This is a genomic window from Winslowiella arboricola (assembly GCF_025527015.1).
In the GTDB taxonomy this organism is placed as follows: domain Bacteria; phylum Pseudomonadota; class Gammaproteobacteria; order Enterobacterales; family Enterobacteriaceae; genus Erwinia; species Erwinia arboricola.
Map to the genome: position 1 here is coordinate 325,332 of NZ_JAODIM010000043.1, position 14,110 is coordinate 339,441.

Annotated in this window: 12 protein-coding genes; 7 read left to right on the top strand and 5 right to left on the bottom strand. The window is 54.6% G+C overall.

Annotated features, from left to right (window positions below):
* Nucleotides 1–624 carry a glutathione S-transferase family protein gene (locus tag N5923_RS19095; RefSeq protein WP_267144792.1) on the top strand — a complete coding sequence of 208 codons (624 nt, stop codon included), beginning with the start codon at nt 1–3 and terminating at the stop codon, nt 622–624.
* A 4-nt stretch (nt 625–628) separates the two neighbouring features.
* Here N5923_RS19095 and N5923_RS19100 read toward each other — a convergent pair whose 3' ends face one another.
* Complete coding sequence (locus N5923_RS19100; protein ID WP_267144791.1) at nt 629–910, bottom strand: hypothetical protein; 282 nt, start codon at nt 908–910, stop codon at nt 629–631.
* Between the two features lie 338 nt (nt 911–1,248).
* Between N5923_RS19100 and N5923_RS19105 the strand changes: the two genes are divergently transcribed.
* The 3 genes from N5923_RS19105 (at nt 1,249) to N5923_RS19115 (ending at nt 2,716) form a co-directional block, all read left to right on the top strand.
* Nucleotides 1,249–1,740 carry an RrF2 family transcriptional regulator gene (locus N5923_RS19105; RefSeq protein WP_267144790.1) on the top strand — a complete coding sequence of 164 codons (492 nt, stop codon included), beginning with the start codon at nt 1,249–1,251 and terminating at the stop codon, nt 1,738–1,740.
* 279 nt (nt 1,741–2,019) lie between these two features.
* A complete protein-coding gene (locus tag N5923_RS19110; protein WP_267144789.1) occupies nt 2,020–2,550 on the top strand; it encodes a hypothetical protein in 531 nt (176 codons plus the stop codon).
* On the top strand, nt 2,525–2,716 hold the full coding sequence (locus tag N5923_RS19115) for a hypothetical protein (RefSeq protein ID WP_267144788.1): 192 nt from the start codon (nt 2,525–2,527) through the stop codon (nt 2,714–2,716). The genes N5923_RS19110 and N5923_RS19115 overlap by 26 nt, the downstream gene beginning before the upstream one ends.
* Nucleotides 2,717–2,774: 58 nt before the next feature.
* Here N5923_RS19115 and oqxB read toward each other — a convergent pair whose 3' ends face one another.
* The gene (oqxB, locus tag N5923_RS19120; RefSeq protein WP_267144787.1) at nt 2,775–5,927 is read right to left on the bottom strand and encodes a multidrug efflux RND transporter permease subunit OqxB; all 3,153 of its coding nucleotides are present in this window, start codon (nt 5,925–5,927) and stop codon (nt 2,775–2,777) included.
* 23 nt (nt 5,928–5,950) lie between these two features.
* Nucleotides 5,951–7,138, bottom strand: a complete 1,188-nt coding sequence (locus N5923_RS19125; RefSeq protein ID WP_267144786.1) for an efflux RND transporter periplasmic adaptor subunit — start codon at nt 7,136–7,138, stop codon at nt 5,951–5,953.
* 307 nt (nt 7,139–7,445) lie between these two features.
* Here N5923_RS19125 and N5923_RS19130 point away from each other — a divergent pair, with 307 nt between their 5' ends.
* The 3 genes from N5923_RS19130 to N5923_RS19140 all read left to right on the top strand — a co-directional run bounded on the left by N5923_RS19130 (nt 7,446) and on the right by N5923_RS19140 (nt 8,689).
* On the top strand, nt 7,446–7,802 hold the full coding sequence (locus N5923_RS19130; RefSeq protein WP_267144785.1) for a helix-turn-helix domain-containing protein: 357 nt from the start codon (nt 7,446–7,448) through the stop codon (nt 7,800–7,802).
* A 146-nt stretch (nt 7,803–7,948) separates the two neighbouring features.
* A complete protein-coding gene (locus tag N5923_RS19135; protein ID WP_267144784.1) occupies nt 7,949–8,413 on the top strand; it encodes a ribonuclease domain-containing protein in 465 nt (154 codons plus the stop codon).
* Nucleotides 8,414–8,416: 3 nt separating this feature from the next.
* Nucleotides 8,417–8,689, top strand: a complete 273-nt coding sequence (locus N5923_RS19140; protein WP_267144783.1) for a barstar family protein — start codon at nt 8,417–8,419, stop codon at nt 8,687–8,689.
* Between the two features lie 25 nt (nt 8,690–8,714).
* Here N5923_RS19140 and N5923_RS19145 read toward each other — a convergent pair whose 3' ends face one another.
* Nucleotides 8,715–11,129 carry a virulence factor SrfC family protein gene (locus N5923_RS19145; protein WP_267144782.1) on the bottom strand — a complete coding sequence of 805 codons (2,415 nt, stop codon included), beginning with the start codon at nt 11,127–11,129 and terminating at the stop codon, nt 8,715–8,717.
* A complete protein-coding gene (locus tag N5923_RS19150) occupies nt 11,126–14,110 on the bottom strand; it encodes a virulence factor SrfB (protein WP_267144781.1) in 2,985 nt (994 codons plus the stop codon). The genes N5923_RS19145 and N5923_RS19150 overlap by 4 nt, the downstream gene beginning before the upstream one ends.

Below are 14,110 nucleotides of genomic sequence, written 5' to 3' on the forward strand. Positions count from 1 at the left end.
ATGAATGATATACAGCCTGTTACGCAGTTATATGGCGCCACAGGATATGGTTCAGCGATTATTGAAATCATCTATACCTTAGCCGGGGAGCCTTATCAGCTTATCGACGTCAACGGCTTTGAAGAACCCGGCAGCGCCCGCAACCGGTTATTGCAAGTCAATCCGCTGGCGCAGGTGCCAGCATTGCAACTACCCGATGGGCGGGTGATGACGGAAAGCGCCGCCATCGCTCTGCAACTGCTGGATCGTCATCCGCAGCTGGCTCCGGCCGATCGGACACGTTTTTACCATCTGCTGATCTGGCTGGTGGCCAATGTCTATCCAACCTTTACTTATGGTGATATCACGTCACGCTGGACGCTGCTGGGTGAGCGCGAGCTGCTGGACTCCACCGAACGCTATCGTCAGCAGTTATGGTTATGGCTGGAAAGTCAGATTACGTCGCCGGGCCCATACTTGTTTGGCGCAAAAATTTCTTTACTGGATGCTTATCTGGCGGTGATGGTTGCCTGGCGACCACAGAAGGCGTGGTTTGCTGAACATACGCCAAAAATCATGGCCATTGCGCAGCAGGTACGCGAACTGGAAAACATCAAGCCGATTATTGTCCGCAATGAATTGTAAGCCGTTACTCGGTCTCCAGCAGGCCGGCAGACTCAGCAGACAAGGGGCTGCTGATAAGCGATTCGGCAAAAAAGGTTCTGGCAATCAGTAAGCTGAAAGCAATACTGGCGACATAGAGAACAACAAACGCCACACCCCAGGGGATATGATTGCTTATCGCTTGCGACCATGACAGCGTTGCACCGCTGAGCAGACGCTGGTAAACCGCACCACAGCAGATTATCAGTGCGGCAGAAGCGAGTACGCAGGCCGAGGCTGCGCTATAGAGTGATTTTGCTGATTTCATCTTATTTTTATGCCTTTTGTGGCTATTTCCTGGTGAAGGTGCGCACAATATACGCGCATAAATCGTTCGGATATTGACCACAATCAACAATCAAAGCGGCGACGGGCGTATTGTTAATTTAAGAACTAAATTAAGTATAATCTTCACAGGGGCGTGACGATTGCAGGATTGAGCGGCAGTAAAACCGCGCCCCCGGGCGGGGGGTGAAATGGTGAATATGTGCCTTGCGCAACAGGGCTTACTTCTAAAAAGCACCTGTGTTTGTTATATTATTGCTTATTGATTATTCACAGCAACGGCGCCAACAAAAAGAAGATTCGCCGAACCAGGATGACTGTATGTTAGATTATCGCTTCCCGACAGCTTTGCAGATGGTTCTCAGCGTAGCGATGGCGGAGCAATTGGGTAAACGTTCGACCAGCGCCATTCTGGCCTATGGTCTGGAAGCTAACCCAAGCTTTATCCGGAAACTGATGGTACCGCTGACCCGCGATGGCATTATTCTTTCCACCCTTGGTCGTACCGGCTCAATCCATCTTGGCCGTCCGGCTGAAGAGATAACCCTGCGCGATATTTACAGCTCGGTGATTGAAGACAAGCGTATCTGGGCGGCACGCCCGGAAGTGGCCGCACGTTGCGTGGTCAGCGCTAATGCCTGCTGGTACTTTAAATCAATTGTTGATGAAGCTGAGCAAGCTTCGCTGAATGTGCTGGCTGGCCGCACCGTCGCCGATGCGTTAGCTGCACTACGAGAAGGCGATACCAGCGGTTGTATGGATCTGCTGGAACCTGATGCCGTACTGAATGAGTGCAAAAAAGCCGGCCGTTAATCTTACGGTCGGTTACCCCCTTCGTTATTCTATGCTTTCGACGTCCAGCGTTCTCCTTTTGCGGCATATATCACAAAAGCGGCTTAACGTACTGTCACCCACTATTTTTTCTCTGAATCACACTCGAAAACCTGACTACCGGGCAGGGAAATAAGCAGTCTGTTATGCTATTTTTCTGCGATGTGAATGTTTTATACGGTGTCCTGCGACGCTGTTAAGTTAATACAGGAATGATTCCTGTTATATATTCAGGTAATAAATGCAGGGAAGCAGTGATAAATGGAGAATATAGATTCTCCACATGAATTCAGAATCCACTTAAATTATGGAAAACCTTATATCACCGCGGTGTTTAAAGTCGGTGATGTATCATTTACCCTGGTGTTTAACGATATCCTTACCGTAGAGGAGATGCGTACAAAACAGTATCATATTGATTTGCCAGCCATCGACTTCCCTGAAAATGGTATGGTAGAGCTTTATTTTGATATTATTGACCATGGAATAAATAACTTTGGTTCTTTTCGCCATATATCTTTGTTGGACGTCATTCCGCTAACCCTAAAGAAAGTTGTCAGAATAATAAAACTTCATTACACTGTGCGAAAACCTGGTGGTTATTTATTCTACGCGGCACGAAGTTCTGATAACAGAGTGACCGATTTAAAAAACGTATACGATCAACTATTAGGTTTGAAAGTAAAAAGAAATGGCAAGTTTGCGTATAAATATATACCGGCAGACTGGAGGATCTACAATGGATTATGTGGAGATGGGAGGGGATATGTCATTATCTGTTCAGGACTGTAATCCGCTGACGCCGGAGAAACTGCGTATTTTGCAGCTGGTTGTGCAGGAAGCTGTTGATCACTGGCTGGAAACGGGTTGGCTGGAGCGAAAAGATGGTAAAGTGATTCCAGGTAAAAATTTTAAACCAACACCAGAGCTTCCGCGTACCCCTGGTTCAGTTTGGTAATAAATAAGGCCCTTACGGGCCTTATTTATCGCTACCTTATTCACGGTCTGAGATCGCATCAGGCCGTTTGTGTTTCGGCAACCACCTTATTACGCGTAACCAGCTTCCGCAGTGCAACATAGAAAACTGGTGTCAGGAACAGACCAAACAGCGTGACTCCCAGCATGCCTGAGAACACAGTGATACCGGTGACGCCACGGACTTCCGCACCGGCGCCATGGCCAAGAATCAACGGAATGGTACCGGCGATAAAAGCGATGGATGTCATCACGATAGGGCGCAGACGCAGATGACAAGCCTCCAGCGCCGCCTCAACAATGCCTTTACCCTGTAACTCCAGCTCGCGGGCAAATTCGACAATCAGGATGGCGTTCTTACATGCCAGCCCCATCAGCACCACCAGTCCTACCTGAACAAACACATTGTTATCGCCTCCGGTCAGCCAGACGCCAAACAGCGCAGATAGCATGGTCATCGGTACAATCAGTATCACCGCCAGCGGCAATGTCCAGCTCTCATACAACGCCGCCAGCACCAGAAACGCCAGCAGCACCGCCACCGGGAAGACAATCAGCGCCGCATTACCCTGGGTTGACTGCTGATAGCTCAGGTCAGTCCATTCGATATTCATACCATTGGGCAACAGATTTGCCGCCATGCCACTGACTTTCTCCATCGCTTCCCCGGATGACAACACGCGCGGGTCGGCGTCGCCAATCAGATCGGCTGCAGGATAGCCGTTATAACGAATCACCGGATCCGGGCCATAGGTAGTGGTGATATGCACCATACTGCCAATCGGCACCATTTCGCCCTGATCGTTACGGGTGCGCAGATTGGCAATATCTTCCACGCTGTCACGGAACTGACCATCAGCCTGCGCCATCACTTTCCACGTACGGCCAAAGCGGTTGAAGTCGTTGACGTAAGACGAGCCGAGATAGGTCTGCAAGGTGCTGAACAGCTCATTCAGCGGCACACCCTGGGATTTAGCTTTATCACGATCGATCTGCGCATCCAGCTGCGGCACATTGGCCTGGTAAGTGGAGATCGGGAAGTGCATGCCTGGGGTCTGCATTATCGCGCCGGACAGGGTGTTAACGGCGGTTTGCAGCGCGCCATAGCCCAGTCCGTCACGATCCTGCACATACAGAGAGTAACCGGAACCCTGACCGAGACCGAGGATCGGTGGCGGCAAAATGGAGAAGGCAAAACCCTGCTGAATCTGGCTGATTTTGGCATTAATCTCCGCGTTAATTTCCGCCGCGTTGCGCTTACGTTCCTCAATGGGTTTCAGGACAAAAAACACCGTGCCGGTATTCGGGGTATTGGTAAACTGCAGTGCGTTCAGCCCCGGGAAGGAGACCGCATACGATACGCCTTCAGTCTCCATCCCTATCTTGCTAATAAGCCGAACCATGGCATCGGTACGAGCCAGCGACGAGCCTTCCGGCATCTTAACGCCACCAATCAGATACAGCTTATCCTGAACAGGGATAAAGCCACCTGGCACCGCTTTGAACATCACGCCGGCACCAACCAGTAAAAGCAGATAGACCGCAAACACCGCCCCGCGCCGTCCGAGGATCTGCGAAACCTTATGCTGATAAGCCTCCGAGCTGCTATGGAAAAAGCGGTTGAACGGGCGGAACAGCCAGCCGAACAGACGGTCGATGATGCGCGTCGGCAGATCTTTGCTGGCATCATGCGGTTTCAGCAACAGCGCCGCCAGTGCCGGGGATAAGGTCAGCGAGTTAATCGCCGAGATCACCGTCGAGATGGCAATGGTAACCGCAAACTGTTTGTAAAACTGGCCGGTAACCCCAGAAAGGAATGCCATTGGCACAAACACCGCACACAGCACCAGCGCAATGGCGATAATCGGGCCGGACACTTCGCGCATCGCCTGGTGGGCAGCGGCCAGCGGCGTCAGGCCTTCCTGAATATTCCTCTCAACGTTCTCCACCACCACAATGGCGTCATCGACGACAATCCCTATCGCCAGCACCAGACCAAACAGGCTCAGCGTATTCAGCGAGAAGCCGAGCAGATAGAGCACGCTAAAAGTACCAATTACCGATACCGGTACGGCCAGTAACGGAATAATGGAGGCGCGCCAGGTTTGCAGAAACAGAATGACCACCAGCACCACCAGCAGCACCGCTTCCAGCAGGGTCTGAACCACAGCCTTAATTGAGTCACGCACAAAGACCGTTGGATCGTAAGGAGCCTGCCACTGCATGCCCTCAGGGAAGCGGGTCGCCAGTTCATCCATTTTGCCACGTACCGCATTGGACAGGTCGATGGCATTGGCGCCTGGCGCCTGGAAGATGCCGATACCCACAGCATCCTCATTATTCAGCTGTGAACGCAGCGCATAACTACCGGATCCCATTTCAATACGCGCCACATCGCGCAGGCGCACAATTGAACCATCGTTGGTGGTTTTCAGGATGATATTGCCAAACTGCTCTTCATCCAGCAGGCGGCCCTGGGCATTAATCGACAGCAGGAAATCACTCTGATTAGGCATCGGCTCTGCACCCAGCTGCCCGGCAGACACCTGCACATTCTGTTCCTGCATGGCGGTAACCACGTCCGAGGCGGTCAGACCGCGTGACGCCACCTTATTGGGATCCAGCCAGACACGCATCGCATACTCGCCCGCACCGAAAATCTGGATCTGGCCGACGCCCGGCAAACGGGCTAACTCGTCCTTGACCTTCAGCGTGGCGTAGTTACGCAGATACAGTGAGTTGTACTTACCGGAAGGCGAGGAGAGATGCACGACCAGGGTCATGGTCGATGACTGCTTCTGGGTCGTGACGCCAAGACGGCGTACATCTTCCGGCAGTCGCGCCTCGGCTTGCGCCACGCGGTTCTGCACCTGGACCTGAGCCTGGTCAGCATCGGTGCCCGGACGGAAGGTGACGGTGGTCACCATCACGCCATCGGAGCCTGCGATCGATTTCATATACATCATGCCTTCGACGCCGTTAATGGCTTCTTCCAGCGGTGTCGCCACCGTTTCGGCAATCACTTTCGGGTTAGCGCCCGGGTATTCGGCGCGAACCTGTACGCTCGGTGGCACCACATCGGGATATTCACTGATCGGCAGCAGCGGAATCGAGATTAGCCCGGTGACAAAGATCAGGATCGACAGCACCGCCGCGAAGATCGGTCGGTCGATAAAAAAGCGGGAAAAGTCCATCAGTCAGGATTCTCTGGTTGGCATCAGTTAACGGCAGGTGTGCCGGAGCGGGCAGTCATCGCCACGGGTTGCGCTTTTACCGGCATTCCCGGCATAAAGATTTTTTGCATGCCGTCAATAATCACTTTGTCGCCTGCTTTCAGGCCTTTCTGCACGATGCGCAGACCTTCTGCCAGACGACCGATTTCGATATCACGACGTTGCGCTTTACCTTCGGCATCCACCACATAAACAAATTTACGATCCTGATCGGTCAGTATCGCCTTATCGTCGACCAGCATCGCATTGAACTCAGCGCTGCCCGGCAGGCGCACGCGGGCAAACAGCCCCGGTGTAAACTGACGTTCATGGTTATCGAACAGGGCGCGCATGCGGATGGTGCCGGTGCCTGGCGTCAGCTGGTTATCCATAAAATCCACTTTGCCCTGGTGCGGATAGCCTTGCTCGCCGACCAGTCCCATTTCGACCGGCAGGGCACTGTTCTCCGCGCTGGCGGCCTGACCGTCGCGTGCCAGATGCTGGTAACGCAGGAAAGTGGCTTCATCAATATCGAAATAGACATAGACGGTATTCTGCGAGACTAGCGTGGTCAGCACGCTGGCGCTGTCCCCGGCGGTAACCAGATTACCTTCGGTGATCATCGCGCGACTGGCGCGACCGTCAATCGGCGCGGTGACGCGGGTGAAGTCGAGGTTTAGCTGTGCCATATCGACGGCGGCCTGCGCGGCCAGCACATCGGCTTGCGCCTGCGAGGCGGCCGAACGGCGCTGTTCCCACATCTCTTTCGATACTGCCTGGCTGTTAATCAGCTTCTCCGTGCGGCCTGATTCACTGCGCGCCAGATTCGCTTCGGTACGCGCCCGCACCAGCTCTGCCTGCGCCTGCTCCAGCGCTGCGCGATAGGTACGGTCATCAATGGTGAACAGCAGCTGATCTTTTTTTACCTCCTGACCTTCGCGATAGTTCACTTTATTGATATAGCCCGATACGCGCGGACGCAGCTGGACACTCTGCACCGCTTCGATGCGGCCATTAAAGGCATCCCACTGGCTGACCGGTTTAATCACCACATCCGCCGCGCTGACCGCAGGGGCTGGCGGCGCGGCGTTCTGCGCCACGCTGTTATCACAGCCATTCAGCAGGGTGATAAGCAGCGCTGACCCCAACAGTCGCTGCCCATAGGTAACCCAAGGTTTTTGCAGGCTTAACATTATTATATTCCCGGTTAATAAGGCGGTTTAAGCCGCCTGACAGATTGTCCAATGCCATAAATAACGTATCGATGACAGATACACTTATTCGGGCGATTGTAGGGAGCTGCTAAATTATCTGCAAGAATTACTGATACACTTTATGTGCTGTTTTGATCGGGCAGAGAGCAAGGCTGTCTGGCTTACAAAACCCTGCATGTAGCAGGGTTTTAAATGCAATAATAAAACTTGCATTTAGTCTAAGGATCGCTCAGCATTAAAGTGTACTAGATATTATTACTATTCGTCAGCGTGACGGGAGAGAACAATGAGAAGTGATGCATTCATTCACGATCTGCTTAACTGGATCGACAACCATATCGAAGGGCGACTGGATCTCAACACCGTTTCTGAACGTGCGGGCTACTCCAAATGGCACCTGCAACGCATGTTTAAAGAGCATACCGGCCTGCCGCTGGGCGAATATATTCGCGCCGAAAAGTTAAAGAAATCCGCCGACAGGCTGACCAATAGTGATGAGCCGATCCTGAACGTGGCAATTTCGCTTGGTTTTGATTCACAGCAGTCGTTTAACCGCAGTTTTAAACGCCAGTATGGTCAGGCGCCGGGCGCATGGCGCAGAACCGTCAGTCACACACAGCAAGCGGAGTGCATGCACAGTTAATTCAGCGCCAGGGCCGGTAACATCCGGCCCGCGACCTTTTCCAGCTTGCTGCTGACCATCACCTCGCCACGCAAAAGATCCCCGCCTTCCTGCAATGCTGATTACTCAGGTATAGTACTGTTCGCAGACATTACGCAGGCAGAATTATGAATAAAAGATTGTGGATCGCGCTGGCGCTGGCCGTTGTGGCTGCGGTAGCGGGATTAAGACCGGGAACCCATCCGGCAAATTCCGAATCACCGACCGCCCGACACCAGCAGTCGACAGCACACGCCGATATCACTTCGCTGACTGCTGAACGCCGGGTTGCCAGTTATCTGCAACAGCATCAGCGTTTACCCGATTACTACCTCACTAAAAGTCAGGCCCGACGTCAGGGCTGGCAACCACAGCAAGGCAATCTGTGTGACAGGCTGCCGGGCAAGGCGATTGGCGGCGACCACTTTGCTAACCGGGAAGGGCGCTTACCGCAGCGGCAGGGACGTCAGTGGTATGAAGCGGATGTGAATTACCAGTGTGGTCATCGTAGCGCCGACCGTCTGCTGTACTCCAGCGATGGGCTGATCTTTGTCACTAAAGATCATTACCGCAGCTTTAATCAGGTGGATTAAGCGATGCTAAACGTGACGTTCGATTTTCGCCATATCCGCAACACGGCGGACTTTTACCGCCAGTTTGCCGCTAAATGTCAGCTAAATACGGCCTTTGGCGCCAATCTCGATGCGCTGTGGGACAGCGTCACCGGCGAAATGGCGTTGCCGGCGCGCATCCGCATACGCCATTTGTCGCAGCACGCGGATAGCGCGCAGTTCGCGGCGATTATCGCCACCCTGCAACAGGCTGAAAAAGCGTTAGCCGGAGAACTGCAATTAACCATAGAACCTTAACGGGGCAGACCTTTGCCCCGTCAGTTCACGAGGCTTTGATAAGCGCAACGATTTCCGCCAGCTGTTTACGCTGGGCCGGTTTTAATTCGCTGGCCGCTGAATAGCCACTGTTCTGCACAATCAGCGCATTCAGTCCCACCAGCCAGTCATAGATATAAAACGCCGTGGTATTAGCGGGTGCCGCTGACAGTCGCGTAAGACGCTGAGAGTGACCAAAGCTGACCGCCGGCGTGGCCGGTTGGGCGAAGATCTTCTGACCGCGGTTGATACGGCTTTCAGGACGCTCATCACTGTTCTGTTGCAGGAAACCCAGCCAGGCGACAAAGTCACCCAACACGGTCAGTGCGCGCGATACCTGACGATCGGTTTTACCTTCACGACTGGCGCTGCTGGCTTCGCTCTCGGTTAACATTTTACGCAACGCTGCGCCGATATTCAGGCGGAAACTGGCCACTATCAGCTCTTCAACCAGCATCTGCAGCGTGGCTTTACTGATATCCAGCAGCTCCAGCAGCGAAGCATTTTCCGGCAGATTACGCAGATGATTCACCCAATAGCGCTGAACCTGGCGCGCAAACTGGCTGTCATCATCTGCCTGGCTGCTAATTGGCGCTTCGTTAAGCGGGGCATCCGGCAGCTCGCTAAACAGATCGATCTCAATACCGATGCCAAAATGACTGTTATTACTGGTCAGCGCCGGGTTCTCGGTGCTTTGCTGCGGCTGTTGCAGATAGAGGCGACGCAGTTCGTCACGCGAAGGTTGCAGGCGTTCCAGCAGTTCACCATGCAGGCCGGTGCGGGTTTGCAGCGCTTTTAACAGCGTTTCGGCGATCTGCTGTTTTTTCTGCGTCTGTCCGGCATCGCTGTCAACCTGATGCCAGCTGCCCAGCAGGTTTTCTGCTACCTCGCGCTGTAACTCATGCAGCTGCTGGCCGATACGCGCGGTTTTCACTTCGCGACGGACCTCGTTCTCCAGCCAGCCCGCCATGCGCTGAATACCACCACGATCGAGCGCCAGCATCGAACCCCACATATCACCGGGATTACCGACGCGGCGCTGAACCGCTTCATCGTGATTCTGTTGCTGAAAATGGCGCTGATCGTGCGGGGTAATCGCCCAGATCAGACCGGGTTTACGTCCGCTGCGCATTTCCGCGCTTTCACCCTGGGTCTGTTTTACCCAGTAATCAAGTGATTTACTGACCGCTTTGACCTCTGAGCGACTCCCCGCAGCGCTGCACACCATCAGTAAATTAATCGCCTGGCGATCGCTGTAATACTCCAGCAGATAACCACGCTTGGCCTGTAACAGTCGGGCCGCCAGTGGGTTTTGCTGCCGCGCGCGCTGCGCTTCCTGGCGTTGTGACTCATCCAGCGGTTCACCGTTACCCGGAATATCCAGTACATCCGTCTGCTCAAACAGCGCTTCCAGCGGTGTGGAGTGGAGCGGCAGCAGCAGTTCAACGGTTAACAGCGCCAGCTCGGCGAGGGAGATATCGACGGCTTTGCCTGCGCGGCCACCAATACGCGGGCTGACCTGCACATAGCGGTCATCGGCCATATTCAGGCTGCTGATTGCGGCCGGATTAAACAGCGCGTCGGCGGGCAGTTGCGCCTCGTCGATTAACAGGCTTAGCGGTCCCAGCACCTTGCTGGCGCCGGCCAGATTTTGCAGCGTATGCGCCAGCTGGCGCCACAGGCTGGTCAGGATGGTATCGCCATCCCACAGCAGTGAGAACAAGCGCGCGCGATCGTCAATGGTCAGCCATGGCGCCAGTTCACAGGCCACCGGCCAGAAATGCGTAGCCAGCAGTTTCTGACGTGGCGCATCGTGCCGCTGCATAAAGTCCCAAATCGCCACCATCTGATCGCTGGTGATGCCATCCACCGCTTCCGGCTGACGGTGGCGTTGCAGATTACTCAGCTGCTGTAGCAGCTGCGCTTCATCAAAACCGGGCTTCGCTTGCTGCATCGCGGCGCTCAGCACCATGCAGGTCATATCCGCTTCGTTAAACAGCGTCAGTTCAAAGGGCCAGCTTTTGTTTTTCACTTCCGCCTGACGGCTGAAGCGCGTGACAATGCCGCAATCCTGATTACCTGGATTAATATGGGTAAAGTAATCCAGCGTCTTACCCGCCATGACCGTTTCCAGCCGCTGACTGGCATCGGCGACCATCGAGGTCAGCAGCCAGGCTTTACCCGGTTGCGACAGGCCATAGAAGGCGAGGGTGCTGGCCGTAGCCGCCGTGGCGTTAAGATGACGCGCCTGGTTACGGCAGCGGCGCAGTTTGGTTTTCACCCCGTCCGCTTCCATATCCAGACGCAATGCGCTGTTACGGCTGCTGTCCAGCCACGTCAGCGCCATGTCGATCCCTTCATTGATCGCCAGCAACTGTTTGCTCTGCTGGCTGACTAACTGTTTAGGCGTCATGGCTCTCATTTCTTAAATACGCTCCCACTGTCGATCCAGTATTGTGCCGTGCTGTTGCCACTGCCGGATAAGGTGTTCAGGCTCAGGCGTAAATGGTGCAGCGGAACCCGGCTGCCGTCAGCAAGCCGTGCATCGGCAATCTCAAAACGCTCCGGGCTGCGCGGATCTTCACCTGGCGCGACTGCCAGCTTAACGCGCAAGACGCTGTCACCGGCGATTTTGCGCGCCAGCGTCTGGTCGGTAATCGACAGACTGTAGAGCGGCGAAGCGGGCCAGCGGTCGTTATCCAGCTGACGGAAACCGAGGCATAATCCGCCGCGGATCTGGAAGCTGGACTTGCGGTCGAGGGTAAATTCCGGCTCATCAAGGTCGATATCACTGTAGTAGACATTGCTGCTGCTCAGCACATTATCGGCATCCAGCATCCCCAGATAGCGGATGGTGGAGTAAGGCTGGAAATCGCCGGCTTTGAAATAGAAGCTGGAGAGACGCAGGTCGAGCGCCAGCAGGCACAGCATCGCGCCGACGGCCGCGGTCGACTTGGGATTGTCGATTCGCCCCAGCTTATTAAACGGATACCAGTCACTGGTGTGATAACCTTCCAGCGACAGAATACGGCTGTTTGGCAGCGGTTGCAGGTGGCGGAACAGCGCCTGCACACCCGGAAAACGCGACGGGCGTCCGGTTAGCAGCAACACATCGCAGGTATACAGCGAAACCACTTCGGCCATCGAGCGCAGGGTCTGCACAATGGTCATGCGGTTGGATAAAAATTCGCCATGCAGCTTGCTCATTTTCAGAATCAACGGCACCTGCAGAATATCGAAACTGATTTCCGCACTCAGGGCGCGTTGCAGTTCGCCATTAATATATTCCAGCACTTTGCTGGTAGGCACCTGCTGCAACAGTTCGGCAAAAGTGGCATCAATCTCTGCGCTGCTGTCCAGCGGGTCAAAGCGCTCGTAGTTCTCCAGAATGGCGCGCGCCACTGGCATAAAGATCTGCAATGTCACCTGCTGACGCAGGGTGGACTGGGCATCAATACGCCCGTCATGGCCAAACAGTTTCGCCATCAGCACATCAGGATTGACCAGTCCGGCTTTTTTCAGCGCATCCTGCAAGGCAGGCAACACATATAGCTGGATCACATCGAGTAAAATATCGTCGCCCGCCACCTTAAAGCCTTCGCGGAACAGCAGGCGCGGGTTAATTTTCACATTATGACCGATACCGTCATCCAGCGCGTACTGGGTGATAGCAAGGTCGGTGGTGCCGCCTCCAATATCGATCGAGGCGATACGCAGGGTTTTGCCCGGCGCTTCATCCGGGCCGCGCTGGCGATCGGGACGCGCCATGCTGGCGAAAAAGTCTTCGGCACGACCGGCAAAATTCACCTGGGTTTCATTAAACAGGTAGACCATCTGTCCGCAGGTGGCTTCATCCCACTCCATCTGCACTTCCGGCACCGGCTTGACGCTTTTCGCTTTATCACTGGCGCTGCTGAACGCTTCATCAGCCGGATGCCAGCCCATCGCTTTCCATACCAGCGCGATAGCTTCAATCATGCGGCGCCGGAAAATCTCGCGCTCCGGTTTCGGCATCGCCGAAGGCAGCGTCAGAATGATATTACGCAGCTGACGCGGCGCATTGCTGTGTGGCATCTTCATACGCTGCGCCGCGCTGTTAATCTGCATCAGCGCCTGCGCCAGCAGTTCGGACAGCATAAAACTCATCAGCGAACTGCGGCTGTAGTGCGGCGAAAATACCGGCAGACGATCGTCGACCGGCAGCGCATACAGTGGCTGGCCGTCGTCATTCAGCAGATTCATCAATGGCGCTGCGGTGGCGGGTGTTTCATCACTGGTGATACCGGCGGCCTGATTAAAGCGCCAGCCCGGCTGCCAGCTCTCTTCATCCCACAGATAACGGCGCGGGCTGGAGATACCGGTGGCGCCTTCGGTTCCCAGACGTTGCAGCGCCATGCGGCTGGCTTCGCGGCCAGTACGGATCAGTGACGGCCAGACAAAGCTGTTTTCACGGCCACTCTCCAGCGAAAAGTTCTGTTTGCCAAAGCGGGCCTGCGCAAACTCGACACGGCTTTCAAACATCTCGTTATAGACATGGTGCGGTTGCGCGATATCGCGCAGTTGCAGCTCATAGGTCTGCTTCAGGCCGTTACTCTCATCGGCATGATCTTCCACCAGAATGCCGCAGGTGTGTGAGTTGCCGACATCAAGGATCAGATCGACATTGACTACCGGCTCCTGCAGCGTGGCGGTATGAATTTTAATTTCATTCAGTTGCAGCTGGCTGCCCAGCAAATTCAGCAGATTGAGATAGTGCGCCTGATATTCAAACTCTTTCAGGGCGATTTTCAGACTGCCGGCGTGGCGCTGTTCGCGCTCAGTTGCCTGCTGGGTAAACACTTCCCGCAGCCAGCCGTCAATCCAGGTGAGATCGAGAAACTCGCTTAGCTCATGGTTACGCCAGGCCAGCGCAAAGTTTACGCCGTTATTGGCATCGCTGGCGCTGAGCGCCAGATGCTCCATTTCATCACCTTCCGGCCAGCTCTGGGTGTCGAACGCCAGGCAGACACGGTGGGTATGGCCTTCCTGGTCCGGGGTATCCAGCTTGCAGATCTGCATGCGCGCCCAGTTTTCCGGGCCGCCAATAAAGTTACGCGGTGGGGTACAGCGCAGCACCGGCAGTGGCAACCAGATATTTTCCAGCAGCGCCAGTGACTGCTCAAGTGCAATGCTCAGCTCCGGTTTGACCACTTCAGGCGGCTGGCCGCTGGTCATCCGCAGCAGATATTTACCGCTTTTTGCCTCATGTTCGAGCAACAGCAGCGGGCCATTCGCGGTCTGCCGCACAAACTTGCCCGGCATTTCCGGGTCGATGGTGGCTTTGATGGCGAAATCAAGGAACTGGATACCGCTATCCTGAATCAGAGTCACTTTTTGATTAAAATCGGTAAGGGTCGCCAGCAT

Excerpts from the sequence above, each read along its gene's own strand:
- N5923_RS19100 (WP_267144791.1), bottom strand. The coding sequence starts at position 910 with ATGAAATCAGCAAAATCACTCTATAGCGCAGCCTCGGCCTGCGTACTC.
- oqxB (WP_267144787.1), bottom strand. The coding sequence starts at position 5,927 with ATGGACTTTTCCCGCTTTTTTATCGACCGACCGATCTTCGCGGCGGTG.
- N5923_RS19140 (WP_267144783.1), top strand. The coding sequence starts at position 8,417 with ATGCTAAACGTGACGTTCGATTTTCGCCATATCCGCAACACGGCGGAC.
- N5923_RS19130 (WP_267144785.1), top strand. The coding sequence starts at position 7,446 with ATGAGAAGTGATGCATTCATTCACGATCTGCTTAACTGGATCGACAAC.
- N5923_RS19115 (WP_267144788.1), top strand. The coding sequence starts at position 2,525 with ATGTCATTATCTGTTCAGGACTGTAATCCGCTGACGCCGGAGAAACTG.
- N5923_RS19105 (WP_267144790.1), top strand. The coding sequence starts at position 1,249 with ATGTTAGATTATCGCTTCCCGACAGCTTTGCAGATGGTTCTCAGCGTA.
- N5923_RS19150 (WP_267144781.1), bottom strand. The coding sequence starts at position 14,110 with ATGCTGGCGACCCTTACCGATTTTAATCAAAAAGTGACTCTGATTCAG.
- N5923_RS19145 (WP_267144782.1), bottom strand. The coding sequence starts at position 11,129 with ATGAGAGCCATGACGCCTAAACAGTTAGTCAGCCAGCAGAGCAAACAG.
- N5923_RS19125 (WP_267144786.1), bottom strand. The coding sequence starts at position 7,138 with ATGTTAAGCCTGCAAAAACCTTGGGTTACCTATGGGCAGCGACTGTTG.
- N5923_RS19135 (WP_267144784.1), top strand. The coding sequence starts at position 7,949 with ATGAATAAAAGATTGTGGATCGCGCTGGCGCTGGCCGTTGTGGCTGCG.
- N5923_RS19110 (WP_267144789.1), top strand. The coding sequence starts at position 2,020 with ATGGAGAATATAGATTCTCCACATGAATTCAGAATCCACTTAAATTAT.
- N5923_RS19095 (WP_267144792.1), top strand. The coding sequence starts at position 1 with ATGAATGATATACAGCCTGTTACGCAGTTATATGGCGCCACAGGATAT.